Origin of the sequence: Bradyrhizobium sp. Ash2021, from assembly GCF_031202265.1 — a bacterium.
Classification (GTDB): domain Bacteria; phylum Pseudomonadota; class Alphaproteobacteria; order Rhizobiales; family Xanthobacteraceae; genus Bradyrhizobium.
Map to the genome: position 1 here is coordinate 7,936,700 of NZ_CP100604.1, position 24,694 is coordinate 7,961,393.

General features: G+C 63.0%; 26 protein-coding genes, 1 tRNA gene and 1 pseudogene. 11 read left to right on the forward strand and 17 right to left on the reverse strand.

Going from position 1 to position 24,694, the window contains the following annotated elements; genetic code table 11:
• Window positions 1–75 precede the first annotated feature (75 nt).
• A complete protein-coding gene (gene chpT, locus NL528_RS38245; protein ID WP_309179509.1) occupies window positions 76–723 on the reverse strand; it encodes a histidine phosphotransferase ChpT in 648 nt (215 codons plus the stop codon).
• Between the two features lie 137 nt (window positions 724–860).
• On the opposite strand from chpT, the gene NL528_RS38250 reads away from it, so the two are divergent.
• On the forward strand, window positions 861–1,688 hold the full coding sequence (locus tag NL528_RS38250) for a 3'(2'),5'-bisphosphate nucleotidase CysQ (RefSeq protein WP_309179510.1): 828 nt from the start codon (window positions 861–863) through the stop codon (window positions 1,686–1,688).
• A gap of 1 nt (window position 1,689) precedes the next feature.
• On the opposite strand, the gene NL528_RS38255 is transcribed toward NL528_RS38250, so the two are convergent.
• Window positions 1,690–2,211 (reverse strand): YHS domain-containing (seleno)protein, encoded by a 522-nt coding sequence (locus NL528_RS38255; RefSeq protein ID WP_309179511.1) that lies wholly within the window; start codon window positions 2,209–2,211, stop codon window positions 1,690–1,692.
• A gap of 109 nt (window positions 2,212–2,320) precedes the next feature.
• Between NL528_RS38255 and NL528_RS38260 the strand changes: the two genes are divergently transcribed.
• The 3 genes from NL528_RS38260 to NL528_RS38270 all read left to right on the forward strand — a co-directional run bounded on the left by NL528_RS38260 (window position 2,321) and on the right by NL528_RS38270 (window position 4,564).
• Complete coding sequence (locus NL528_RS38260) at window positions 2,321–2,935, forward strand: DUF1134 domain-containing protein (protein WP_309179512.1); 615 nt, start codon at window positions 2,321–2,323, stop codon at window positions 2,933–2,935.
• 141 nt (window positions 2,936–3,076) lie between these two features.
• Window positions 3,077–4,360, forward strand: coding sequence for a hypothetical protein (locus tag NL528_RS38265; protein WP_309179513.1), 1,284 nt, complete (start codon window positions 3,077–3,079; stop codon window positions 4,358–4,360).
• Window positions 4,361–4,489: 129 nt separating this feature from the next.
• Window positions 4,490–4,564, forward strand: a tRNA-Val gene (locus tag NL528_RS38270).
• Between the two features lie 66 nt (window positions 4,565–4,630).
• On the opposite strand, the gene NL528_RS38275 is transcribed toward NL528_RS38270, so the two are convergent.
• Entirely contained in the window at window positions 4,631–5,038 is a 408-nt protein-coding gene (locus NL528_RS38275) for a hypothetical protein (protein WP_309179514.1), read from the reverse strand.
• A gap of 284 nt (window positions 5,039–5,322) precedes the next feature.
• Complete coding sequence (locus NL528_RS38280) at window positions 5,323–5,568, reverse strand: hypothetical protein (protein WP_309179515.1); 246 nt, start codon at window positions 5,566–5,568, stop codon at window positions 5,323–5,325.
• 565 nt (window positions 5,569–6,133) lie between these two features.
• Between NL528_RS38280 and NL528_RS38285 the strand changes: the two genes are divergently transcribed.
• A complete protein-coding gene (locus NL528_RS38285) occupies window positions 6,134–6,544 on the forward strand; it encodes a DUF4118 domain-containing protein (RefSeq protein ID WP_309179516.1) in 411 nt (136 codons plus the stop codon).
• Between the two features lie 6 nt (window positions 6,545–6,550).
• Entirely contained in the window at window positions 6,551–6,781 is a 231-nt protein-coding gene (locus NL528_RS38290; protein ID WP_309179517.1) for a hypothetical protein, read from the forward strand.
• Window positions 6,782–6,834: 53 nt separating this feature from the next.
• On the opposite strand, the gene NL528_RS38295 is transcribed toward NL528_RS38290, so the two are convergent.
• The 8 genes and pseudogenes from NL528_RS38295 to NL528_RS38330 all read right to left on the reverse strand — a co-directional run bounded on the left by NL528_RS38295 (window position 6,835) and on the right by NL528_RS38330 (window position 14,894).
• Window positions 6,835–7,098 carry a hypothetical protein gene (locus NL528_RS38295; RefSeq protein ID WP_309179518.1) on the reverse strand — a complete coding sequence of 88 codons (264 nt, stop codon included), beginning with the start codon at window positions 7,096–7,098 and terminating at the stop codon, window positions 6,835–6,837.
• Between the two features lie 65 nt (window positions 7,099–7,163).
• Window positions 7,164–7,304: a hypothetical protein gene (locus NL528_RS38300; RefSeq protein WP_309179519.1), complete on the reverse strand. Its 141-nt coding sequence runs from the start codon at window positions 7,302–7,304 to the stop codon at window positions 7,164–7,166.
• A gap of 162 nt (window positions 7,305–7,466) precedes the next feature.
• On the reverse strand, window positions 7,467–9,140 hold the full coding sequence (locus tag NL528_RS38305) for a transposase family protein (protein ID WP_309179520.1): 1,674 nt from the start codon (window positions 9,138–9,140) through the stop codon (window positions 7,467–7,469).
• Between the two features lie 100 nt (window positions 9,141–9,240).
• Complete coding sequence (locus NL528_RS47360; protein WP_375144102.1) at window positions 9,241–9,804, reverse strand: molybdopterin cofactor-binding domain-containing protein; 564 nt, start codon at window positions 9,802–9,804, stop codon at window positions 9,241–9,243.
• A gap of 6 nt (window positions 9,805–9,810) precedes the next feature.
• Window positions 9,811–11,489, reverse strand: a pseudogene (locus NL528_RS38315) (molybdopterin cofactor-binding domain-containing protein); the annotation flags it as partial.
• The gene (locus NL528_RS38320) at window positions 11,423–11,884 is read right to left on the reverse strand and encodes a 2Fe-2S iron-sulfur cluster-binding protein (RefSeq protein WP_309179523.1); all 462 of its coding nucleotides are present in this window, start codon (window positions 11,882–11,884) and stop codon (window positions 11,423–11,425) included. The gene NL528_RS38320 and the pseudogene NL528_RS38315, both read right to left, overlap by 67 nt.
• 130 nt (window positions 11,885–12,014) lie before the next feature.
• Window positions 12,015–12,887, reverse strand: a complete 873-nt coding sequence (locus NL528_RS38325) for an AraC family transcriptional regulator (protein ID WP_309179524.1) — start codon at window positions 12,885–12,887, stop codon at window positions 12,015–12,017.
• Between the two features lie 351 nt (window positions 12,888–13,238).
• Complete coding sequence (locus NL528_RS38330) at window positions 13,239–14,894, reverse strand: acetolactate synthase large subunit (protein WP_309179525.1); 1,656 nt, start codon at window positions 14,892–14,894, stop codon at window positions 13,239–13,241.
• Between the two features lie 294 nt (window positions 14,895–15,188).
• On the opposite strand from NL528_RS38330, the gene NL528_RS38335 reads away from it, so the two are divergent.
• Window positions 15,189–15,395 (forward strand): hypothetical protein, encoded by a 207-nt coding sequence (locus tag NL528_RS38335; protein ID WP_309179526.1) that lies wholly within the window; start codon window positions 15,189–15,191, stop codon window positions 15,393–15,395.
• Window positions 15,396–15,640: 245 nt separating this feature from the next.
• On the forward strand, window positions 15,641–16,693 hold the full coding sequence (locus NL528_RS38340; protein ID WP_309179527.1) for an HWE histidine kinase domain-containing protein: 1,053 nt from the start codon (window positions 15,641–15,643) through the stop codon (window positions 16,691–16,693).
• Between the two features lie 191 nt (window positions 16,694–16,884).
• Here the strand turns inward: NL528_RS38340 and NL528_RS38345 are convergent, their stop codons facing one another.
• Both NL528_RS38345 and NL528_RS38350 read right to left on the reverse strand, forming a co-directional pair.
• Window positions 16,885–17,400 (reverse strand): hypothetical protein, encoded by a 516-nt coding sequence (locus NL528_RS38345; protein WP_309179528.1) that lies wholly within the window; start codon window positions 17,398–17,400, stop codon window positions 16,885–16,887.
• Window positions 17,401–17,434: 34 nt separating this feature from the next.
• Entirely contained in the window at window positions 17,435–18,982 is a 1,548-nt protein-coding gene (locus tag NL528_RS38350) for an acetolactate synthase large subunit (RefSeq protein WP_309179529.1), read from the reverse strand.
• A gap of 221 nt (window positions 18,983–19,203) precedes the next feature.
• Here NL528_RS38350 and NL528_RS38355 point away from each other — a divergent pair, with 221 nt between their 5' ends.
• Window positions 19,204–19,803: a L,D-transpeptidase gene (locus tag NL528_RS38355; protein ID WP_309179530.1), complete on the forward strand. Its 600-nt coding sequence runs from the start codon at window positions 19,204–19,206 to the stop codon at window positions 19,801–19,803.
• Between the two features lie 131 nt (window positions 19,804–19,934).
• The gene (locus tag NL528_RS38360) at window positions 19,935–20,714 is read left to right on the forward strand and encodes a DUF2927 domain-containing protein (protein ID WP_309179531.1); all 780 of its coding nucleotides are present in this window, start codon (window positions 19,935–19,937) and stop codon (window positions 20,712–20,714) included.
• Window positions 20,715–20,886: 172 nt separating this feature from the next.
• Here the strand turns inward: NL528_RS38360 and NL528_RS38365 are convergent, their stop codons facing one another.
• Window positions 20,887–21,156: a hypothetical protein gene (locus NL528_RS38365; RefSeq protein ID WP_309179532.1), complete on the reverse strand. Its 270-nt coding sequence runs from the start codon at window positions 21,154–21,156 to the stop codon at window positions 20,887–20,889.
• Between NL528_RS38365 and NL528_RS38370 the strand changes: the two genes are divergently transcribed.
• A complete protein-coding gene (locus tag NL528_RS38370) occupies window positions 21,157–22,155 on the forward strand; it encodes a LysR family transcriptional regulator (RefSeq protein ID WP_309179533.1) in 999 nt (332 codons plus the stop codon). It abuts the gene before it with no gap.
• A 24-nt stretch (window positions 22,156–22,179) separates the two neighbouring features.
• On the opposite strand, the gene NL528_RS38375 is transcribed toward NL528_RS38370, so the two are convergent.
• The gene (locus NL528_RS38375; protein ID WP_309179534.1) at window positions 22,180–23,301 is read right to left on the reverse strand and encodes a M48 family metallopeptidase; all 1,122 of its coding nucleotides are present in this window, start codon (window positions 23,299–23,301) and stop codon (window positions 22,180–22,182) included.
• A 3-nt stretch (window positions 23,302–23,304) separates the two neighbouring features.
• Entirely contained in the window at window positions 23,305–24,450 is a 1,146-nt protein-coding gene (locus tag NL528_RS38380; protein ID WP_309185179.1) for a DUF898 family protein, read from the reverse strand.
• Window positions 24,451–24,694: the final 244 nt, after the last annotated feature.

Consider the following 24,694-nt stretch of genomic DNA (forward strand, 5'->3'; position numbering starts at 1 on the left):
GAGATAAGACGGCTTCATCGAATCCGATTACCGGCGATCAACCTTTGGTTAACCATGTTCGCGCCGGGCCGCGCTTCAGGAGGCGGCGACGACCACTTTTTCCCCGTCGGGCGCAAGCGTCACGCTGAGCCCGCAGGCCTGTGCGAGCAGCCGGGTGTAATAGGGCTGCACCGCATGCGCATCGACCGAAGCGGTCGAACTCGCGCTCAGGAGGTCGGCGATATTTTGCGGCAGGCGGGCGTTCAGACCGGCGGCGGTAACGCGAAAGCTCATCGTCTCACCGTCGCCGACCGGATCGATCGTCAGCGTGCCGCCGCGCGGGATCGTCTGCTGCGCAATGACCAGCATATTCAACAGCAGCTTGACCCGGTTCTTCGGCAACAGCAGGCGCGGCAAATTCCAGGTGATGGTGATCTTGCCGTCCTCGATGTGGCCCCGCGCCATGTTCTGGGCGTCGCCGAGATCGATCTGCGCGCCGGCCGATCCGGCGGCGCCGAACGCCAGCCGGCAGAACTGCAATCGTGCCGAGGCGGTCTTGGCGCTCTTGCGAATCAGATCGAGGGCGAATTCGCGGTCTTCGGGCTTCGGATTATCGTCGAGAACCTCAAGCCCATTGACGATCGCGCCAACCGGACTGATGAGATCATGGCAGACTCGCGAACACAACAACGCCGCCAGTTCGAGGGCATCGGGAGCGGGACCGGGAGACGGAGTGGCAGACATCAGATGTTCCTGGAGGGCCGCGCGAGAAGCGGGCAGTTACGAATCACGCATGCGCGCTGGCTTGATACACTGTGGACGCGCGTGCGGCCAGCTTGCGGCCATGACAGGGGAACACGAACAGCCTATGAGCCCCGCATATGAATGAGGCACTTCCCCCCGTGATCGATCGCGACGCCGCCGCCAGCCTGATCGAACCGCTGACCGATCTGGTGATCCGGGCCGGCGCCGCTATCCTTGCCGTCAACCGTTCGGCCATGCAGGTCGACGGCAAGTCCGACGGATCGCCGGTGACCGAAGCCGATCTCGCAGCCGACCGTATCATCGCCGACGGCCTCGCGCGGCTGGCCCCCCACCTGCCTTCGCTGTCCGAGGAGCGCGTCCAGCTGGCGCGGCTACCATATAAGGGCAGCTTCTTCCTGATCGACCCGCTCGACGGCACCAAGGAATTCGTCGCCGGCCGCAACGAATTCACCGTCAATCTGGCGCTGATAACCGACGGGACGCCGCTGCTCGGCATCGTCGGCGCGCCGGCGCTCGGTGTGATCTGGCGCGGCATCGTCGGCCGCGGCGCGGAGCGGCTGACGATGCGCGACGGGGCGGCCCCACGCGTCGAGCCGATCCATACGCGTCCCTGCCCGCCGCGTGGCGCGCCCTGGACCGTGGCGGTCAGCCGCTCGCATGGCGATGAGCGGACCGAAGCGTTTATCGCGGCGAGATCGGGCGCGGTTCGGGCCGTGCTCGGCTCGGCGGTCAAATTCGGCCGGGTGGCCGAGGGCGGCGTCGATATCTATCCCCGCCTGTCGCCGACCTGCGAATGGGATGTCGCGGCGGGCCATGCGGTGGTCACGGCCGCCGGCGGCAAGATCACGGATTCGAAGGGCGCCGCCTTGCATTTCGGCTCGGGTGCTGCGGATTTCATCGTGCCGGAGTTCATCGCCTGGGGCGATCCTTCGGCAGCGTCCTGATTTACTGCGCCAGGGTCTGTTCCAGCTCCGGCCAGCGCGCGGTGGCGCCTTTCAGGAAACGGGCCGGATCGGCGGCGAAGGCGTCGCGGCTTTGCTCGCGGCCGAACAGATAAAGCCGCGCGCCCGTCACCAGCCAAAACCGCGGGTTACCGGCATAGGTCACGCCGCGCCCCAGATCGACCGGATCGTAGCCGCCGAATTGCGGGCTGTAGACCTCGGGATGGGCCACGAACGAGGCGCGGTTGCCCTCGTTGCGGAACCGCCAGACCGCGCCCGATTCCGAGGCCTCGAAGTCCACCACGCCCTGGACCGCGATGGAATCGGTGAAATAGGCGACGGGGTCGAAACCTTCGATGGCGAGGCCCGAATAGTGGTTCACCACCACCCGTTCGGTGGTCGCGGCCAGGGCCGATAAATCACAGCCGGGCAAATCAAGGCAAATAGACGCGAAAAAGCCCGCCAATAGGGCCAAAAAGGCCTTGCCGAGGGGCCAACCGTATCTTTCCTGCCGTTGTGCCGTCATAGTTGGTACCGATAACATTCGAGTCGAGGGGACACTGGACGCAACCTAGAGCCGTGCTTGTTGGTGACAGGTTAAGGTGGCGGCCAGAATTCGATACCAGGGGTTCTTTATGATTTTCGCATCACGCCTAGCCGCGGTAGCGCTCGCCGCGCTGATGTGCTGGACCGTGCCCGTCTCGGCGCAGCAGGCACCGCCACCGGAACAGCTGCCGCCGCAGGCACCTCCGCCACAGCGCCAGCCCAACACCTACGGGCCGGACGAACTGGTCGGCGCCGGGCACAAATTCTTCGGCAACGTCTCGCGCGGGCTCGCCTCCATCATCGAGCGCGCGGTCAGCCAATGGGGCCTGCCCAATGGCTACGTGCTGGGCGAAGAAGGCTCGGGCGCCTTCGTGGCCGGCCTGCGCTATGGCGAAGGCACGCTCTACACCAAGAATGCCGGCGACTTGCGGGTCTACTGGCAGGGTCCCTCGGTCGGCTTCGACTGGGGCGGCGACGGCGCTCGCACCATGACGCTGGTCTACAATCTGCCGGCCACCAACGCGATCTACCAGCGCTTCGTCGGCATCGACGGCTCGGCCTATATCGTCGGCGGCTTCGGCATGACCGCGCTGACCGCCAACAACATCGTGCTGGTGCCGATCCGCTCCGGCATCGGCTTGAGGCTCGGCGCCAATATCGGCTACCTCAAATACACCCCGCGCGCGACCTGGAACCCGTTCTGACGTCCTCTTTCGGGGCAACGTCCGGGACAGCAACGCCTCCGGTTGACGATTCACGTTAACGCGGCATTGGGCTGGCCTTTTGCCGGTCCGCCATGGCATTGTGATTAACGATTTGTTTATTGCCGCGGGGAGTAACCATCCATGATCGAACCGATCATGTATCTGGCGATCGGTTTTCTGGTCTCGATGCTGTTCGGTCTGATGATCGTGCCGCTGGTGCATAACCGCGCGGTCCGGCTGACGACCCGGCGTCTCGAGGCCGCCACCCCGCTGTCGATGGCCGAAATCCAGGCCGACAAGGACCAGTTGCGCGCGGAATTCGCGATGTCGGCGCGGCGGCTCGAGATGAGCGTCGACCAGCTCAAGAACAAGACCACCAGCCAGCTCGCCGAACTCGGCAAGAAATCCGATGCGATCAACCGCATGAAGATCGAGCTTGGCGAAAAGAACGCCACGATCTTTTCGCTCGAAGCCCGCGAGAAGGCGGTCAAGGAGCAGTTGCGCGCGACCGAAGAGGAATTCGCCGCCAAGACCGAGATGCTGCGCAATGCCGAACACGCGCTGACCGACAAGCAAGGCGAGCTTGCCAAGATCAATCACGAATTGTCCAACCGATCGTTGATGGCGGACAGCCGCCAGGTCGAACTGATCGCGGTGCGCACGCAGATCGAGGAATTGAAGGGCCGCGTCGGCGACGCCGAAAAGGAATTCGCGGCAACCCAGGCCCGTCTCGCACAGGAGCGGACCGAATCCGAAAACGCGACGCGTGAACTCAACGAGGCGCGCAGCCAGGTTGAGAATTTGAGCCAGCGCGTCACCGATCTGGACCGCCAATTGATCGTCCAGGTCAAGGAAGCCGAGATGCTCGGCAACCGCGTCAACGATCTCGAAGGCCGGCTGGCGACGCAAGGCAAGCTGCTCGCCGAACGCGAATATGAAAACAACCAGCTCAAGCAGGCCAACGAGGCCGCCGACCGCATGGCCAAGGAATTGCACGTCGAGATCGCCGCCCTGAGCGGCGGCGGCAATTCGCCCGCGATCGAAAAGCTGCGCACCGAGAAGGCCGCGGTCGAGGATCAACTCCGCGTCGCGCGCGACGAACGCGCCAAATTGCAGCGCGACATCAACGCGATCCAGCAGCAGGCCGAGAGTTCCTGGGCGACCGAGCGGATGGAAAACGCGCTGCTGCGCGAGCGCATCAACGACATCGCCGCCGAAGTCGCAAAACTCGCGATGCAGCTCGAGGGTCCGAATTCGGCGATCGAGGCCATGCTGGCCGCGGAACCGGCGGCGCCCAAAACCCCGCCCAAACCGGCCAATGGCGCCGCGGCGCCAGCCGCCATCCCCGAAGGCGGCGGCACGCTGGCCGAACGGATCCGGGCGCTGCAGTCGCATGCCTCCCGCGCTCGCCAGCAGGGGGCGTAAATCTCTTCGCCCTTGACCTGACTGATCGCTTGACACTATGGGCCTGCACTTCGTAAATCGCGGGCTCTGACGAGGCATCTTTGCGATCCGGCGCCGCTTTAGGGCCTCTGGTCGTGCGCCAAAAATCCCGGACGCATAGCTCAGCGGGAGAGCGTTCCCTTCACACGGGAGAGGTCCAAGGTTCGATCCCTTGTGCGTCCACCATATTTGATTTTGCCGCCAGGCCCGGCAGAGACATTCACAGACAGAGCGCAAAGCGCGATCCCGGCTTTAACCCGACCGCTGGAAATTGGCCGGACCAGGCGACGCGTCTTCGTGAGATGAGAGCCGGTTGAGTTCGACCAGTAAATCCTGCACGGCGACATCAAGCTCGTTTCGCCGGATTCCCGGATCGACACGCCGTCCGTCCCGCGATCGCCGGTCGCGGCCGGCACGATCGTCGTTCGCTGCGATCTGCAGGCGATCGAGATCGATGGTAAAATCCCCTGCCGGTTCGACAGGCCGCCGATCCGGTTCTGGATTTTGCAGCTCTGGGTTCGGACGAGGGACCGCCTCGCCGGGCCAGTCCCGGAGCCTGTGTCTGCGCCTGTGACGGCGTTGGCGGGAAACGAGTTCGCGTGCGCCATACCCCAAGCCAAAGCTCGCGCCGATGATGACAGCAAGGATGAGAAACTCCATGTCGTCGTCCTGTGTTGCCCTGCCACGGTTCATTTACCTCAATAATTGCGGCGAGGAATTGACCGCAGCAGGTTCCGTATGCCGAGCGACCGCATGCCTCATCTCGCCCCGCGACCAATTCGTCGCGTCGCTCCTCGCAATGACGACAGAGCCGTCATCCCCCGCGCATGCGGGGGATCCAGTACGCCGCGGCCTCTCGGTTCAATCGCTCGCGTCTCTGGAATACTGGATCCCCCGCATGCGCGGGTGATGACGACCAGGGGTGTGGCACTGACTTATCCACGTCATTGCGAGCGCAGCGAAGCAATCCATTCTTTCTTTTGCGCGGCCAAATGGATTGCTTCGCTGCGCTCGCAATGACGCTCCCATGACATGCCTTCGCGTCTCGCGGCGTGATACGCCCGAGCTGTTGAAAAATCTTCCGCCCGAAAGAGGGCGCAGGGAATGCCGGGTGCTTGCTGCACCCGCGGTCTCGTGCGCAAAATGCACAAAAGAAAGCGCACACGAGCATACAGGTACAGTCGGAGCATTCCGGCATTCCCCGCACAATGGTTTTACGGCTTATGCCGCGCTCTCCCCGGCGACGAATTCGTCTTGTCACCGTCATCGGCGGATTAAGGTATTTCGAATGCCCGGTTGGGCTCGAAAGACCTCCGCCGATTTAGCACCAGCAACGGGTGCCAGGACCACACGGTTTTGCCGTACGCTTCAGCGCTGTTCGTCTACGCGCTGGCCGATCGTTCACAAGCCGAAGCCCGCCCTGCGATCGCCTCGCGCGACGACGCTGCCGCGTCCACCGCATCCCATCCCAACGTTCGTGACGATGGCCAACGCCCCTCTGAGGGATGAGACGGCGGGGTTTCTACCGGTGATTTGGGGGAGGTGGGAAGAGGAATATTTTCGCGGGAAGGTCTGGACAGGGCAAATCACGTTGAATCGGCTTACGAAATCGCCCTGCGCGCGCAGGCTCTAGCGCCGGCCAATTCCCGGAAACCGGCCCCGGCCGTCACGCCGATCCGGGCTTTTACCGGGCTTTTATTTGTGTTCCGCCTCCGATACCCTTGAGTTTTAAGCGTTGGATTTCAGGGGCGTTCGATGGGTAATGGTGCCGATTACATCCTCAAGCTAAAACCGTGGTCGCTCTCCACCTTCATGGCTGCATTTTTGGCCGTCGTTTTTGCAGCGACCATGCAGGAGGTGTTGGCCTCTTTCGGCGCCACGCTGTACTTCGCCGCGTTCTTTCCTGCGATCCTGATGGCGAGCCTTTTGGGCGGCGTTCCGGCCGGCATTTTTGCGGCCGTTCTCGCGATCCCGATCGTGTGGTGGGCGTTCATGCCGCCGATCTTCGAATTCAATCCCCTCACCCGTGAAGACTACGACAGTCTTGCGATCTTCGTGTTGTGCAGCTCATTGCTGATCTGCTTTTCACATCTGTACCGGGAAGCGCTGGCGATCCGGATGAAATTCCCTGGCGAGTCGGACCTCACCAGACGCTTGCCGAACTAGCCGCCGATGAGCCTGCAAAAACTCGTCATCCTCATCACCAGCCTGACCGGCGGCGCGATCGGCTTGTTCGCACCGGTCGGCGTCGTCAAATGGCTGCTGCAGAAAGAGCCCGAGGACGCCGGAATCCTGACGCTGTTTTTCTTTCCGGTGTGGTGCGTGCTGCTGGTAGCGGGATTATTGATCGGACGTCGGCTGGGGCTGCTCCTGACCGGCGGCAAGCGGGCGCTGCAGAGGTAGCGCCAGCAGGACTTCGAGAACGCAACATTCTCACATCGAAAATTGTCCGGCCATCACTGAATCGTTTCGTGCACATCAAGAATTGGGACGTCCGGCGTGTTGATGACTTCTGCGACCACATTGTAAGACACGTCGATCTTACCCGGCTTTTTCGGGTCGGCTGTGACGGACCGCACGTGCAACGTGGCGCGAACCGATCGGCCGTCGCTCAGGGTTATTTCCGTCACGCCATGGCGGATGTGGGAAACAGTCGGGCCGGTGCGAGGACAGATCTGGAAGGAAAACGGCTGGAGATATCCGAAGGTCATGGCATCCACCTGGTTTCTCGTGGGTTGGGTATCACCGCGGTTCGATCCCCTGTGTCGATCATCGATACGACGCCTCACATCCCGAACACCCAGACCGTGACGATCGTGCCCAGCGTTACCAGGCCGCTGAGGGTCCAACCGACGGCATAAGGGGCTTCATCGTCGCCGGGGCCGAGCATCGCGTCGGTCGGTCCCGTTGCTGATCGCCGGTGCATGGCGCTTCTCCTCGAGACCCGCCCGCAACGACAACGCCGGCAACGGTCGCCGGTTCCACCTCAGACTCTCATCATGCCCGGCCTTGTGCCCTCCTTCGCTAAAGCTTCGGCGGACCGGGACCGAAGTGTCGATCGGCGTTCAACTTTGCCCCCCGTATTGCCTCATCTGAGGATGTTACTTTCGCTTGACGGATGTAGCTCCGACTGTCGGCCGGGCCGAGGTTGCGTCGTTGCTCGCAGGATCGGAGGGACTGGGGACGTCGCGGAGTGCCCATCACACGCAGCGCCGGCCCCAGTCCCGGGATCACCAATGGTGGCCGGTGCCGTACCCCCGGCCATGCGCGGGATGATCACCTCGGCTGCGTTGCGTCTGAGTGATCGCAACAAGCGCTGCACGATGGTGTGCTGCGGCGGCCCGAATTGTTCGGGGGAGTGTTCGGCGAGACGACCGAGGATGGCCAGCGCGGTCAGACGAGGTTCGGCCGCCAGCCAGCGCTCGATGTCGGCGAGGTGCGGATCGAGCATCGATGGCATTTTCATGCGCTTTTTGTATGGCTTGTGCATGCGCCGATGGATGATGCGCTGCTCCCCCAGATGCACATCATTGCCGAGCCCCTTCGCGAACGCTGCCGCGTTCGTTGCCGGAGCCGGTGGGCTGGCTGCTGCCGCGAGCTTGCCCGCTCGGGCGCCGACGCGCGTGCCGAGCTCCGTCTGGGCGTCCCTCATCTCGGCCAGCAGGGCCACGGGATCGAGCGTGCGATAAAGCTCTCGAAGACGCCGTTTGACGCCTTTGCTCAACTTCGGATGCGCCAGTGCGCGCGCATAGGGCGTGGCCGGAACATGATAGCGCTTGATCACTTTCGCGCCCTCGCGTCGCTTGTCCTTCAGTTTGAAGGACGGCTGGAAGAAGTTGGTGTGCAGCCGCGATGCGGCATACAAGCGTTCCAGCACGCGTGTCGTCTCGACGCCATCGAAGCGACCGTATCCCACCAGTCGCCGGACGACCGCGCCATTCTTCTGCTCGACGAACGCCTGATCATTCTTCTTGTAGGCGCGCGAGCGTGTCACCTCGATCTTTTGCATGCGACACCAGGGCACGACGACATCGTTCATAAACGCGCTGTCGTTGTCGAAGTCGGCGCCACGAATGAGCCAGGGAAACAGGTTCTGTGCGCACTCCATGGCTCGCACGACGAGGCCGCTCTCGCGCGTCACCAACGGCATGCATTCGGTCCAACCGGTCGCGACGTCGACCATCGTCAACGTCTGAATGAACGAGCCAGCTACAGATGTGCCGCCATGAGCCACCATGTCGACCTCGCAGAACCCCGGCGGCGGATCGTGCCAGTCGTTGAACGTCCGGATCGGAACTTCACGCCGTACCGCCGAATAAAAGCCGACCCGCCGGCGCTTACCGCCGGCTGCGGCAATTTTGGTCTCGACCAGCAGGCGATCAATCGTGGCTGCGCTGACGCCGAGCACCAGCGCTCGATCGGCATGGTCGAGCTTGAGCCGGCCATGCCGCTCCAGCGAAGGCAGCAACGTCGGAATCATTACCCTGAGCCGCTTGCCGCAGATCCGATCCGAGGCCTCCCACAGCGCCACCAGCGCATCCCTGATAGGGGCGCCATAGGTCGGCCTTCGCTGCCGCCGGGCCTCCGGCGAAATTGCGACATGGATGGCAAGCGCCCGAACCGCGTGCTTGCGATGCCAGCCCGTCACCGCGCAAAGCTCGTCGAGAATGCGCCCCTTATCTGCCCGCCCCGCAGATCGATAGCGGTCTACCACCGCCGCCGTGATCTCGCGCCGCGCACCCATGCTGATCCGTCCTGCCATCGGCGACACCGATCCGATTCGGTATCGCCGCCCTAATCCTGACGGTCAGTTCTCCGGTAACATTATTGATGAGGCAATGCGCCCCCATCGGCGTCCAATTTTAGGCCGGCTGTATCGGCAGCCTTCTGATGCGGCGCCCCGTCGCCGCGAAAATGGCATTCGTGACCGCGGGGGCCACAGCGGCTGTAGCCGCTTCGCCCAAGCCGCCAGGATCAGCCGTGCTCGCCACTATATGGGTCTCGATTGGTGGCGTTTCATCGATGCGCAGCGGCGGATAAGAGTCAAAGTTGCCTTGCTCGACTCGGCCGTCCTTGATCGTTATCGCGCCGCGCAGCGCAGCCGTGAGTCCGAAGATCGTTCCGCTCTGTATTTGTGCGTCGATCATCTTCGGATTGACCGGCAATCCACAATCCACCGCGCAGACGATACGTTCCACCCTCACATTTCCTTTCTCGTCGACGGCCACCTCCGCCACTTGCGAAAGATAGCTTCCAAAGGCGAACTGAAGTGAGACGCCCCTGCCCTTTCCGCGAGGCATCGGCTGACCCCAGCCGGCCTTCTGCACGGCAAGATCCAGGACCGCCAAAGCTCGGGGATTGTGAGCTAGAAGATTCCTGCGGAATTCGACGGGATCCTGCCTGGCCGCTGAGGCCAGCTCATCCATGAAGCTCTCGACGATGAAGACGTTGTGTACCGGTCCTACACCACGCCAAAACCCGGTCGTAATGCCGGGCGGCTCGGCCCGAACGTATTCGACGAGAATGTTGGGAATTGCGTAGGGCGGCTCGGCAGCCCCTTCGATCGCATCGAAATCCAAACCGTTTTTGAACAGGGGCGGAGAAAACCGGGCCACGACCGAAGAGCCGCATACCCGATGGTGCCACGCGACAGGTCTTCCCGCCTCGTCGAGACCCGCCGATATCCGATCGTAGTAGTAGGGTCGGTATAGATCGTGCTGGATGTCCTCCTCGCGGCTCCAGATCACCTTGACGGGACCGTCGATCTGCTTGGCAATTTTGACCGCGAGAAGGGTACCATCTGGCTCAAGCCGACGGCCGAAGCCTCCACCCAAATACTGATTGTGGATCACAATGGCTTCCTTCGGCATTCCAGTGAGCGTCGCGACCGCGCCTGCGTAACGGTGGGCTGCTGCGTGCCGACCCAGATTTCGCAGATGTCCTTCCGATAGTGCACCGTGCAATTCATCGGCTCCATGGCTGCGTGAGCCAGAAACGGCAACTCATAGACCGCGTCCAAACGCCGAGCCGCGCCGGAGAACGCCTGCTCGAACTGGCCCTCGTTTCTCGCCACGACCCCCGGGCTTTCGGATGCCTTCTTGAGCTGCTCGACGAGCTTCTTACTATCTATCGAGGCGTTAGGACCGTCGTCCCACTGTATCGCGGCGGCTTCCAAACCCTTCTTGGCAGCGCCCATATGGTCGGCAACGACGGCTACCGCCTTATCGACCGCGACCACCTGATGCACACCCTTGATCGCGAGTGCCGCGCTCTGGTTCACGGCCTTGGGTCTTCCTCCAAGCACCGGAGATATTGCTATCGCCGCGACCTTCAGGCCCGGCAGCACCACGTCGATTCCGAACTGCGTTCGTCCACTGATCTTGTCGGGAGCCTCAAGTCTCTTCGGGGATGTTCCAATGAGACTGAACTGTCCTTGCTCCTTCAGCTTGATGCGATCGAGAGCGGGAGGTCCCGATTCGGCCGCGGATCGCAGCAAGTCCCGATAGGGCAGCGACCTGGCGCCCGACGGATGCAAAACCACTCCATCCTTGACGGTGCAGGCCGCCGGGTCGACTTTCCAACGCCGGGCCGCCGCCGCGACCAACATGAGGCGCGCCGCGGCGCCAGCTTGCCGAAGGGGTAACCAGAAACCCCGGATCGAGGCTGACAATCCTGTCGCCTGTAAATGCAGGAACGGATTGGCGTAGAGGGCGTCATTCGGAGGCGCGTGTTCGACCTCGATCTGGTCGAGCTTGACTTCGAGCTCCTCCGCCAAGAGCATCGAGAGCGAGGTATAGACCCCCTGCCCCATCTCGACTGACGGTATGGTCAAGCGTACGCGGCCGTCGGGCTCAATTCTCACGAACGCATTCAAGATCGCGCCGCTATCGCTTCCATCAGCCATGGACCAGGACGGCAGGGCAACCGCCAGGGCGAGTCCCCCTGCCGCGGTCGCACCGACCTTCAGGAGCGCTCTGCGAGAGACTCTTGCTTCGTCTGCGCCCGATACTGGCCGCGTGAGCGTGTCGGTGGTTTGCCGCATTGTTAACGCCCTCCCTCGCTCGCGTATTTTATGGCAGCTCGAATGCGATTGTAGGTGCCGCATCGGCATACATTGCCGGACATCGCGTCGTTTATCTCCGAGTCCGTCGGGCGTGGATTGCTCGCCAGCAGCGCAGCTGCCGCCATGATCTGCCCCGACTGACAATATCCGCACTGAACGACGTCTTGATCGAGCCAAGCCCGCTGCACCTTCCGGCCAGCAGGAGTCTCGCCGATGGCTTCGATAGTAGTCACTGCGGCCTCCCCGACACTGTCGACCGTGGTGATGCAAGATCGTGTCGCCGCGCCGTCTATGTGAACCGTACAAGCGCCGCAAAGCGCCATACCGCATCCAAACTTCGTTCCTGTCATCTTGAGAACGTCGCGCAGCACCCATAGCAGGGGCGTCTCGCCGTCCACGTCCACCTTATGCGACTTCCCATTTATCTTGAGAACGTATGTCATCCCGCACCAATCCCGCACCAATAGAGTGTTGAGGAACGAGATCTATATTGCAGCCCGAACGGACCGTCGCTCGCGGGATTGCTTTGATGCCCGCGTTATTGCCGCCAGTTTCGTCGATCCTGCTATGGATCTATCGGCGATAGGACCTCGGCGTCACCCCCACCACCCGCCGAAAGGCGGTCGCAAAATGCGATGGATTCTCATATCCACATCTGGCGGCAATGGTCGGAATCGTTTCGTTCCGGCCCTGCAAGAGGCTCTTTGCCTCTTCCATGCGAAGGAAGGTCAGACGCTGCAGGGGAGTCTGCCCATACAGCTTCTTGTACAATCTCAGCAGGTGGAACCGACTGACTCCTGCCTCGCGCGCCAGATCCTCCAGACTCACTGCGGACGCGAGATTCTCGCGCATGAAGTCTTCGACCTTGCGCAGCCGGCCGTCGCTCGGATTGCGGTAGTGCGGCTCCCCGTAGCGGCCGTACCTGACCAAGAGATGGGCGGCCAACATCTCTCCCGCAGTCTGAGCATAAAGATCTGGCGCGGATTCTTGAAACGCAGCGCTCAGACTCAGCATCAGCTGGCTCACCAGGGGATCGCTGCTTCCGATACCGCTCGGCAAGATCGGGGCCGCGGGACCTTTACGCCTGAGTTCTCGTGCAACGCGTTCGATGGTCGCGGCCGGAAGATGGAGCTGCAGGTTGCTGTGTGTCGTGTTGCCCCGCCATCGCAGTGTAGCGGCTTGTCCCGGAGCCGTCATACCAATGTGACCCGGCTCGGAATGAGAGTGCTGCCAGCCGTTGCGATAGCGGACCTCCAGGTCGCAGGAGCCACCGGTAACGAGAACGATCAAATGATCGCGAGTAGCGGGAGTTACGAATTCCTCGGCCTCTGCCGGATCCTCATAGGCCCGGATCAGCAGCGAGCGCCAACCGGCTCGCCAGCTGCAGGCCGTCATTGTGGCGCGCAAGTGCTTGTGCGCATCGAGGCTAGAAATTATCGTCCCCAAGTCGGGTCTCCGCACCGGCAGTGACGGTAGGATAGATCAACTCTCACCTGAATGAAGTCCATTCTCGTTTTGCTGGATACAACTACTACTCCGGCACCTAATGAACGCCAACAGATAGCTCCACAGCTATCTGTTGGCTCGAAAAGGTCAACGCAAAGAGACCCGCTCCGGCGAAGAACCGGATCAAGCGTCGGTCAAGATGAGCCACATGGCCATCGTTCCTCGGGCCGCCTCAGCTGGCGACCTCTGCCTTTTACTTGCACGCCAGCGCTATGGATTTCAAACGGCGCACAAATCATTTTCAAGTTGTTAGCGGGACCTGAAAACACCGATCGTCTTTCGGTCAGGTTCTCACCCAGCGTCCACATTGCCAACCCGCCCGCCCAGCTCATCCACCAGCACGCGCGTGTTCTCGCTGTAGTCGATCGGCACCGCGACGATGTGGACGCCGCCGGCCGCGAACGCGGCTTCCAGCGTCGGAACCAGGTCGGCGGCGGAGGCGACGCGATGACCGTGGCCGCCATAGGACTCGGCATAAGTGACGAAATCCGGATTACCAAAAGTCATGCCGAAGTCGGTGAAGTGATCGACCGCCTGCTTCCAGCGGATCATGCCATAGGCAAAATCCTCGACGATCACGACCACCAGATCAAGCTTCAGCCGCACCGCGGTTTCCAGCTCCTGGCTGTTCATCATGAAACCGCCGTCGCCACACAGCGCCATCACAGGGCGATGAGGGTTGAGAAGTTTGGCCGAGATCGCCGAGGGCAATCCCGCGCCCATGGTGGCGAGCGCGTTGTCGAGCAGCAGGGTGTTGGCGACATGGGTGCGGTAATTGCGCGCGAACCAGATCTTGTACATGCCGTTGTCGAGGCAAACGATGCCATCCTCCGGCATCACCGCGCGGACGTCGTGCACGAGACGCTGCGGAATGATCGGGAAGCGCTCGTCCTCGGCGCGCTCGTTGATGTGGGCAAGAATGTTTTTGCGAAGCTCCGGCATACCCTGATCCGGCGTAAGCTTGCCCTCCAGCCGTCCGGCAAGTGCTGCGACGGATGCGCCGATGTCGCCGATCAGCTCGGCGTCGGGATAGAACACCTCCTCCACATTGGCGGAGACGAAGCCGACATGGATCACCTTGGGACCGCCTGTGGCCTTGCCCATCAGGAAAGGCGGCTTCTCCACCGTGTCGTGGCCGATGGCGATGATCAAATCGGCGCGGTCGATCGCGTCATGGACATAATCGCGTTCCGAGAGCGCGGCCGTGCCGAGATAGAGATTCGAGCCGCCGGTGACGGCACCCTTGCCCATCTGGGTGTTGAAGAAGGGAATGCGGGTGCGGCGCACGAAATCGGACAGCGCGTCGACGAGGCGCGGCCGGTTGCCGGCGGCGCCGATCATGATCAGCGGACGTTTTGCCTCCAGGATCATCGCGACCGTTCGATCGATCGCTGCGGCGGACGCCACCGGCCGGTCGACCGGATGCGGCAACATCAGGGGCGCGTCGGCCGGCTCTGCGGCGATGTCCTCGGGCAATTCGAGATGCACGGGGCCCGGCCGTTCCTCGACGGCGACGCGGAAAGCGTCGCGCACCATCGCCGGGATCGAGGCTGCGGAAACGATCTGCCGCGTCATCTTGGTCAGCGGCCGCATCGCGCCCACGATGTCCACGATCTGGAACCGGGCCTGCCGCGCGCTCTTGATCGCCTTCTGGCCGGTGAGCATCAGCATCGGCATGGCGCCGAGATGGGCATAGGCCGCGGCGGTGGTGAAATTCAGCGCGCCGGGCCCGAGCGTCGACAGGCAGACGCCGGGATGCCCGGTCAGCCGGCCGTGGGTCGCCGCCATGAAGGCCGCGGCCTGCTCGTGCCGGGTCAGCACGAGTTTGATCTTCGAATGGCGCAGCGATTCCAGAACGTCGAGGTTTTCCTCGCCGGGCAGCGCGAAGATGCGGTCGACACCTTCGTTCTCCAGCGCCGCCACCAATAGGTCGCAGCCCTTGGCCATCGTTCCGCTCCCTGTTCATGTTGCCGGCACTGCAGCCGTCGCGCACGCATCGATCATGCGACGGGAACCCGGCGACCGCAATCGCAAGCGTCTGAACGGCGATTGCGATCGAAATGCGCAGGATTGCCCGCTCCTGCCGTACACGCGCTGCTCACGGATAACTGATCCAGGCTGTGGAACCGAGGGCGTACCGGTTCGGTTGACGCATGCCGGAGAACCCCCCTGGGACGAGCACCAGGAAAAAAACACTTCACTGAAAAACACTTCACTAAAAAACACTTGGAGATCTAACTGATGCGCAGACTTATCCTCGCCGCCACCGCCCTCGCCTTTGTGTCCTCGACCGTCTCGGCACAAACACCGGACAAGGCCGGAAGCACCACGGCGCCCGCAGCCCAGAGCGGCGACACGATGAGCAAGGGCGACGCACCGAAGACCAAGATGGCATCCAAAAAGAAGTCAAAAAAGCCGGCCAAGAAGTCGAGCGACGACGCGAAGTAACGGAGCGAGCAGCACAGAAGGGCCGCCTTCGGGCGGCCCTTTCATTTGACCCGTCACTTGACCTTGTCGCTTGGCCTTGTCGCTTGGCCTTGGCTCATTCGCCGGCACCGGCCTGCGCACGTCATCGCGGCCCGGGTCGGATTTCCGCTATTTTTAGCCAGTGCAACCAACCCGCAGGAACCTTTGCCTTTGTGACGAATTAGCGACCATTGCCATCGGTGTGGCGTTTGGTGACAGGGCGGATAATGTTGAATTTGTTCAGGCATTCGGATGAGGCCGATCTCGAAAGGATCCTGGCCGAACACGCCGCCATCGCATCCGGCGCCCCGGACGAAACCCAATCCCACGAAAAGCAATTCCGCGACCTGCTGCAGGCGCTGCCCGCCGCCATCTACACGACCGACGCCCAGGGACGGATCACGTTCTTCAACCGCGGCTGCGTAGAATTCGCCGGACGGACGCCGAAAATCGGCGACATGTGGTGCGTGACCTGGAAGCTGTTCCTGCCGGACGGCACGCCGCTGGCCCATGAAGATTGTCCGATGGCGATTGCGCTCAAGGAAAATCGCCCGGTCCGGGACATGGAAGCGATCGCCGAACGGCCGGACGGCTCGCGCATCTGCTTCATGCCCTATCCGACGCCGCTTCGCGACGAGTCTGGCCGGCTGATCGGCGCCGTCAACATGCTGGTGGACATCACCACCCGCAAGCAGGCCGAAGAGCGGATGATGCTGTTGACCCAGGAAGTCGACCACAGGTCCAACAATCTGCTCGCCGTAATCCAGGCGATGCTGCGATTGACCAAGGCCGATACCGCGGAAGAGTTTCAGGCGGCGTTTCAGGGCCGCTTGAGCGCGCTGGCCAATGTGCAGCGGCTGTTCTCGGTGTCGCGCTGGACCGGCGCCAGCCTCAAGACCATCATCGAGGAAGAACTCCGGCCCTATGCCGCCAACGATGCCAGGCGGGTCAGCATCACGGGCTGCGATATCAGGCTGCCGGCAACGCTGGCGCAGGCGATCGCAGTGTCCGTGCATGAGCTCGCGACCAACGCCGCCAAATACGGCTCGCTGTCGAAACCGAGCGGCACGATCGACATCAGCTGGCAAACCGACGCGGCCGACAATCTCCTGCTGCACTGGACGGAATCCGGCGGCCCGCGAACCGCCGAACCCGTGCGCAAGGGATTTGGCGTCGGCGCCGTCGACGGCGTGATCCGCACGCTGAGCGGCAGCATCAGCCGGCACTGGAAGCCCGAAGGCCTGGTCTGCGAACTGAGCTTCCCGAGCATCGCGGCGTAGCGGCTGATGGGTTTTCGTTGATCGGCGTGCGGTTCACCTCGCCCCGCTTGCGGGGAGAGGTCGAAGCCGAAGGCTTCGGGTGAGGGGGGCTCTCCGCGACACCGAATGCGCGGAGAGTCCCCCTCATCCCGACCTTCCCCCCGCATGCGGGGAGAAGGAGAAGTGGCCGCCCCGTCCAAATCCATCACGCTCTACCTTGCTTCCAACCCCACATCCTTCAGCTGCTGGGCGAAGAAGCCGGACAGGCTCATGTCCAGCGCGCCGCCGACATAGACCTCCGACGACGTCACCTGCTGCTTGCCGAGCGTTACCAGCACGCCGATCCGGTAGGCGAACCACAGATGCGGATCGGTCAGCGCCTGCAGCTTGTGCTGGTCGTGTGCGAGCGGCTGATGGTTGTTCGCCTTGCGCACTTCGATCGTGAGCAGATTGTTGGGAATTTCCCGCTGGTGCACGACAATGTCGGGATAGATCGACTTTCCGAAATGATCGTCGGTCGAGACGACCGTCCCATGGGGCAGCCGCAGCGTCCGCTCGCCCAGCCGATCATAGTCGCAGTCGACTTCCCAGCCCGGAAAGTGCTTTTCGATCTGTGCCGCCAGGCGGTGGGTGAGCGTGCGCTCGCCCAGATCCTTTTCGAACAAATGCACCTCGCGGGCATAAAACTCCCGGATCGCGCCGACAAGCTTGTGCAACTCCGCCTGCATGTCGCCTCCGACAGACGGGCGGCGACGGCCGCCCTTACATCAGCACTTCGATCAAACGCGGTCCCGGCTCGGCGATGGCTTCCGCCAACGCCTTGTTAAGATCGTCGGCATTGTCGACTGCGCGGCCCGGCACGCCCATGCCCTTGGCGAGCGAGACGAAGTCGATGGTCGGCCGGTCGATCTTCAGCATGTCGAGCGCGCGCTGGCCCGGCTCGCCGGCGCCGACGCCGTCGAACTCGCCGCGCAGAATCTGGTAGATGCGATTAGCGAATACAATCGTGACCACGTTGAGGCCTTCGCGGGCCTGCGTCCACAGCGATTGCAGCGTGTACATCGCGCTGCCGTCGCCGACCATGCAGATCACCTTGCGGTCCGGGCAGGCCACCGCAGCGCCGGTCGCCACCGGCGTCGAGAAACCGATCGAGCCGCCCATGTTCTGCAGCCAGTCGTGCGGGGCGGCGGCCGCCGTCGGCGGAAAGAAGCCGCGCCCGGTGGTGATGGATTCGTCGACCACGATGGCGTTTTCCGGGATCGCCATGGCGAGCGCCTGCGCGATCGAGGCGTAGGTCAAAGCCCCGGTCGGCCTGGCGATCTCGACCATTTTTTGCGGCTGCCGGTTCTCCGGCTTGGCGCCGAGCGCGGAGGCCAGCGCTTCCAGCGCGGCGACCGAGTTTTCGGCGCCCGTGGTCATGCGATGCACCTCGCAGCCCTGCGGCTTGAGCATGCTCGGCTTGTTCGGATAGGCGAAGAACGCCACCGGGTCGTTGGCCTCGACCAGCACGATGTTCTTGAAATCCTTCAGGATCGGCAAAGCCAGCTCGATCACATAGGGAATCCGGTCGATCGCGAACCGGCCCCTGCCGCGCGCCATCCTGGGATTATAGGTCTGGCCCATCACCTTGCAGCCGGTCTTGCCCGCGATCTGCGCCGCCAGCGCCAGGCCCTTTTCGGTCAGCGCGCTGCCGGTCATCAGCAGCAGCGTCTCTGCCCCGCCATTGCGCAACACCTTGGCCGCATGGTCCACCGCCTGCGCGGAGTAATTGGCACGCTGGCCTTCTGCCGGCGCCTCGGCAATGCCGTCGGCCTCGTTCCAGGCGGTGTCGGCGGGAAGAATGAGGGTCGCGATCTGCGGCGGCGCGCTTTTGGCGGCAGCAATCGCGGCCGCGCCGTCGGCGGCAACGGATTTGGCATCCGGCGAAGTCCGCACCCAGGCCGACATCGGCCGCGCCAGCCCCTCGATGTCGGAGGTCAGCGGCGCGTTGTAGCCGATGTGGTAGGTGGCGTGCTGGCCGACGATGTTGACGATGCCGGAATTCGCCTTCTTGGCGTTGTGCAGGTTGGCAAGGCCGTTGGCGAGGCCGGGTCCGAGATGCAGCAGCGTCGAGGCCGGCGTGCCCTTCATGCGGAAGTAGCCGTCGGCGGCACCCGTCACCACGCCCTCGAACAGGCCGAGCACGCAGCGCATGCCCTCGACCCGGTCAAGGGCAGCGACGAAATGCATCTCCGAGGTGCCTGGATTGGAGAAGCAGACGTCGACGCCGCCCGCGACCAATGTCCGCACCAGACTTTCCGCACCGTTCATGTCTCGCTCCCGTCCGCGATTTTTCTCGAAGGCCGATCAAGATCAATCATTGTTCACACGTTTCGTCAAAGGTTTAGCTGATCATTGCAGCCATCGCCTGCGGCGTGTTGCCTTTTTTAACCGCACCGTTTGAAATAGGCGGCTTCACGGACTGGTTGCTTGCGAAATCGCGGCGATTATGGCCTGTCTTGCGCGTATTTGATTTTTTAGCGAGGAAGAAAATGACCCGCTTCGTTGCTTTGCTGTTTGCCGCACTGATCATGCTGGCCGGCGCCGGCCACGTACAGGCGCAAAACTTCGGAGGTTCTGGCTTCTTCGGCACCGACTCGCGCGACATCATGGGCGGCGGTCCGAACTTCTTCGGCGGCGGCGGCGCGAGCCCGATCCCGCGCACCACCGTCAGCTTTGCGAGCAATTATGCGCCCGGCACCATCGTCATCAACACCGCCGAACGCCGGCTCTATCTGGTGCTCGGAAAGGGCCAGGCGCTGCGCTACGGCATCGGCGTCGGCCGCGACGGTTTTCGCTGGAGCGGAACCCACCGCATCACGGCGAAAAAGGAATGGCCGAGCTGGACGCCGCCGTCGCAGATGCTGGCGCGGCGTCCCGATCTGCCGCGCCATATGGCCGGCGGCATCGACAACCCGCTCGGCGCCCGCGCGATCTATCTGGGCTCGACGCTGTATCGCATCCACGGCTCGAACGAACCCGAGACGATCGGACAGGCGGTATCATCGGGCTGCTTCCGCATGACCAATGACGACGTCACCGACCTCTATGGCCGCGTCTCCATCGGCACTACGGTGGTCGTGAAGAATTAGGGCCGCGTGCCGGTCAGGGAACCCGGCATCTTTCCGGCGGTTGGGCGCGCCCGAAACAATCCTTGCGCGATTCTGCCGATTGCTGCAGCGTCATTTCAATGAGCGCCAATGGCCGGTCCCTATTTCCGCGAATGCTCGCAGCCGCCTTGGTTGCCGCCGTACTCGGCGGGGCTGTCGCGCCGCCCGCCGCCGGCGCCGAAATTCCCGCCATAGCGCAACGCCAGCGCGCCGAGAAGAAGAGCTTCACCGACAGTGAGATCGTCGACGGCTTTCTGAAGACCGCGTTCGGCGCCGAATATCATCTCGCCGGCAAGGTCGACCGCATCCGCAAATACGACACGCCGGTGCGGGTGTTCGCCGACGGCACCCGCGCGGACCGCAAGGCCCAGCTTGCGAAAGTCGTGGCCGACATCGCAGCGCGGGTGCAGCATCTCGACATCGCCATGGCCAATAACGGCGACGATGCCAATGTGCTGGTGAAACTGGTGCGCGACCGCGACCTCTATCGCACCATCACCACGTTCTACGGCAGCGAACGGGCGAAAGAGATCCGCTCGTCGCTGGATCCGCAGTGCCTGTCAGGCTTCCGCAAGAACGAACGGTTCGAGATCGAACATTCCGACGTGATCCTCACCGTCGATAATGGCGACTTCGTCTTCCTCGATTGCGCCTATGAGGAATTGCTGCAGTCGCTGGGGCCGATCAACGATACCTCCAGCGTGCCCTGGACCATGTTCAACGACAATGTCTCGATGGGCTTTTTCGACGTCTACGACCAGTACATCCTCAATGTGCTCTACGACCCCCGGATCAAGGCCGGCATGACGGTCGAGGAGGTCAAGGCAGTGCTGCCGGACGTGCTCGCGGACGTGCGCGCCTGGGTCAAGAAGGTCAATAATCTGGCGGAGTGAACAGTCCTAGCGCGGGCTGATGCTGATGGCCGTATCTCCAATTCGTCATGCGCGGGCTTGACCCGCGCATCCATCCAAAAAGATTTCTCGCTCAAGAATGATGGATTGCCGGGCATAGGCGAGCGGAAGCGACGCCGTCCTTCGGACTGCTATGCCCGGCAATGACGGTGGATCAAATCAATCCTGCGGCGGCTCGGCGTGCGGGCTCTCGGGCGACGGCGGCGGCATGCCGCTCTCCGCCTGACGGGCTGCCGCCAGCCGGTCCAAGGATGACGGCCAGCGCCTGCTCGACTTCCGGATCGTCGATCTTCAACAGCGCTTTCACGAAACGGAGTGACGGGTTCCGCACACGACAACGCAGAGTTTCGTTGTCCAAAAGTTGTGACTTACAAGGGTGATTCATGTCTAATGAGTTCTTGGAAATGTTATATAAGATTTTCAAATGAACGACCTCCCGCGCACCCAAGCCCTGCGTTGCTTCATCACCGTGGCCCGCGAAGGCACCGTCTCGCGGGCAGCCTCGTCTCTCAACCTGACCCAGCCCGCCGTCAGCCTGCAGCTGAAGGGGCTCGAGGAGAGCACCGGCCTGCAGCTTTTCAACCGCACCCCGGGCGGTTTCACGCTGACCGAAGCCGGGGCCGCCCTGCTCCCGCTGGCACACAAGGCGGTATCGGCGACCTCGGATTTCCGCACGATGGCGGAATCGCTGAAGGAGTCCCAGCGCGGAACGCTTCGGGTCGGCACCATCCTCGATCCCGAGTTCACCCGGCTCGGGCCGTTCGTGCGAAGCTTGGCCAAATCGCAGCGGACCGAGGTCTTCCTGCGCTACGGCATGAGCGACGACGTGCTGACCCAGATCGGCAAGGGCGAACTCGACGTCGGCTATTACGTCGATGCGACGCCCGCCGAGCAGCTTTCGCTGCCGGCCTTTTCCGAGCGCAAGATCGAAGGCGGCAAATTCCAGCTCATTCCGCTGCTGAGCTATGACTACCGCGTCATCGCCCCCATCGAATGGAGCGACCAGGTGATGGGAAGGGATTGGGCGGACCTTGCCGGCCTGCCGTGGCTGGCCACGCCGCCCGCTTCGGCGCACCGGCGGCTGCTCGACGATATCTTCCGGCCGCTGGGCCCCTTGCCGAAGCGCGTCGCCTATACCGATCAGGAAGAAGCCATGATCGATTTCGTCGAATCCGGTGTCTGCCTCTGTCTCGCCCGCGACGTCGTGCTCGAACAACGCCTGCCGCGCAAGCAGAACTACGTGATCGCCGACAGGGTGACGCTGACCTGCGATCTCAGCCTGGCCTGCCTGACATCGCGACGGCATGAGCCGGCGATTTCACACGCCTTCTCGATCATGCAGGCGGTCTGGGACGCCAAGCCGGCCAATGCGGCTTCCGCGCCGGTCGCCGCGGCGCGGTCGCGAAAAACCGCCGGACGGTAACGAATATCCGGCCGGACCGGTCGATCACAATTTCGGATCAGGACCGCAGATCGATTTCAGCGATTTCCACTCCTCCGGTGTCAGCAGCGGCGGCCCTGAGGCTGGCCGGTCTTCCCGGCTCATCCGCGCCAGACGATCCTCGGTCAGGGGATGGCTGGAGATGATGGACAAGCCCTTGCCTTCCTTTCCGGTGACGCGAAACAGCAACTCCCCCATCGGTTTCGTCGGCCGGCCGAGCCTGTGCATGATGTCGATGGCGAAATCATCGGCATTCTGTTCGGCTTCGCGCGAATGGGACGCCGTCACCAGCGTGCGGGACGCGAAGATCAGCGCGCCGGAACCGGTGATATCGCCGAACAACAGTCCGATCAGAAACGACGTGCCGCCGTTGTGGATGAGGCCCCGCATGTTGTCGCGATGCTTGAGATGACCGAGTTCGTGGGCAAGGACGCCTGCGATCTCGTCGGCATTCTCCGCCTTCGCCAGCAATCCGTTGAACAGATAGACCTTGCCGCCGGGCAGCGCGAAGGCGTTGGGAACCGGCGTCGCCAGCACGCCGGATTGCACCGACGGATCGAGCCCGGCGGGTTCACGAAGCGCTGTGACCAGCTTGGCAAAGGCCTGCTGTCCGACCGCATCGTCGCAAACCTTGCCGCCGAACAGCGCCTTGACCTGCCCATCCGCGACGTCGCCGAGCCGCCGTTCGAACACATCCGGCACCAGCGGCGTCAGGCGATCGGCGGCGAGCGGGACCCCGAACAGTACGACGGCAATGATCGAGGCGGTGGCCGCGAGAGACCAGCCGACAATGGCCGCAACGCCGCGGCCGGGAACATTCTCGTCCATTCTGTTGCAGCGGGCGACTAGCTCGGCCGCGACCGTGGTGTCGCGAACCTCGAGCCGCGCCAGCGTGGGCGCCGTCACGCAGCTCAGGCGCAGCGTACCGGGCGGACTGTCGGCGCGGCGGATGTCGGCATAGGCCCACACGCCAAGCGTCCGTTCGCCCTCGCTGATTTCAAGCCGGTTGGCGAAGCGGAGCGTGACCGCGCGCCGCTGGCTCGACGTCCCGTCGAAAAAAATGGCCGAGCCGCCCAACGGCGGCGACGGAACGCTGGTTGCGCCACTCTCGGTGGGCATACTGGTCATGGGCTAGAAGCCGGCGACATCGAGCCCGTCGGCAAAACCTTCGCCGAGCGCATTCGCCAGTTCGCCTCGGGCGGAGACGTTCGCCGCCGCCCCAATGTCAAGGACGATCGTCGATCCCACAATTCTGACCCAGAGATCGCGCATCAGATAGACCCGCATCACCACGTTGATCGCCAGCACAACCATCAGATAGCCCAGACCTGCCAGCACCAGCAACGGAATGCTCTTGAGGAACTCCTGCGATTTGAAGAACTGTTCGAACGGCGTTCCGCTCATGCTTGCGACCAGCGCCGAGCATATCACCAGATAGGCGGCGAATACCGCCGCAAGGAAGGCGATCCAGCCGATCACCTTCCAGTACAGGCCGATCAGCGCGCTTTTTCGCAACGTCGATTCCAGCCGCACGCCGCCGAACCGGATGCCCGACAGCCACCAGCGCCATTCCACCGCCCTGAACGCGCCATAGACGAAGGGCGCCATCGGCCACACCAAATAGGCGATCGGCGCCAGCAGCCACAGCCACCAGCCGCGCTTGAAGAACTCCCAGCCGCGCCCCTCAAAACTTCCCTGCAGGTCGCCATAGAATGAATGGCGCATCTTGTAGCGCTCGAGCGCGGCCTCGCGCCACGGCAGCGCCAGTCCGAGGGTCACCATCACCAACAGGCCCCATAGCGTCGCGCGCGCGGCGTACGCCCAGCCCGAACCGCTCATCCAGAACCGCACCCCGCGCCACACCGTTCGCGTCAGGCGATAGCGCCGCGCCCGGTAGATCGCGAACTGGCCGAACACATAGAAGAAGACGAACAGCGGAAAGCTGGCGAACGCCTTGACGCGCTCGGCTTCGAGACCCGCGAGGAAGTAGGCGAGATACACCGGTACGAGGATCGCCATTGCGATCAGGAAGCCGATCAGCAACTCCTTGCCCCGGCCGGTATATTCCGCCGCGTCGCCGTCGATCTCCGTATGCGACCACCGATGACGGCGAATATCGGTCGCGAGCCAGAACCGGTAAAAGCCGAGGGTGACGAATTCCAGCCCGGCGCCGCGCTGCACCAGGCGAAAGAAATCCGCACGATCGCCGGCAAACGCCACCGGCATCGGCGGCGGACCGGGGGGCGGCGCCGGCGGTCCCGACGGGGTCCAACTCATCTGGTTCACGGATCAACTCCAGGGCAGCGGCAATTCAGGATTAGACCACAGATTTGTCGCGGGGAATGTGATCCGGTTCGAATTCACGGCGTTTTCGGGGGAATGCGGTGAAGAAAACGTGTCAAAGCAACAGACTAGGGTTGCGTACTCATAAATCGAGCTTGATTGGTGTAGCTTGATCGATGTCCGCTACGCCCCCGATAGCGACCAAATTCTGCCGCGCAGCGAAATGACGCGATGGGCC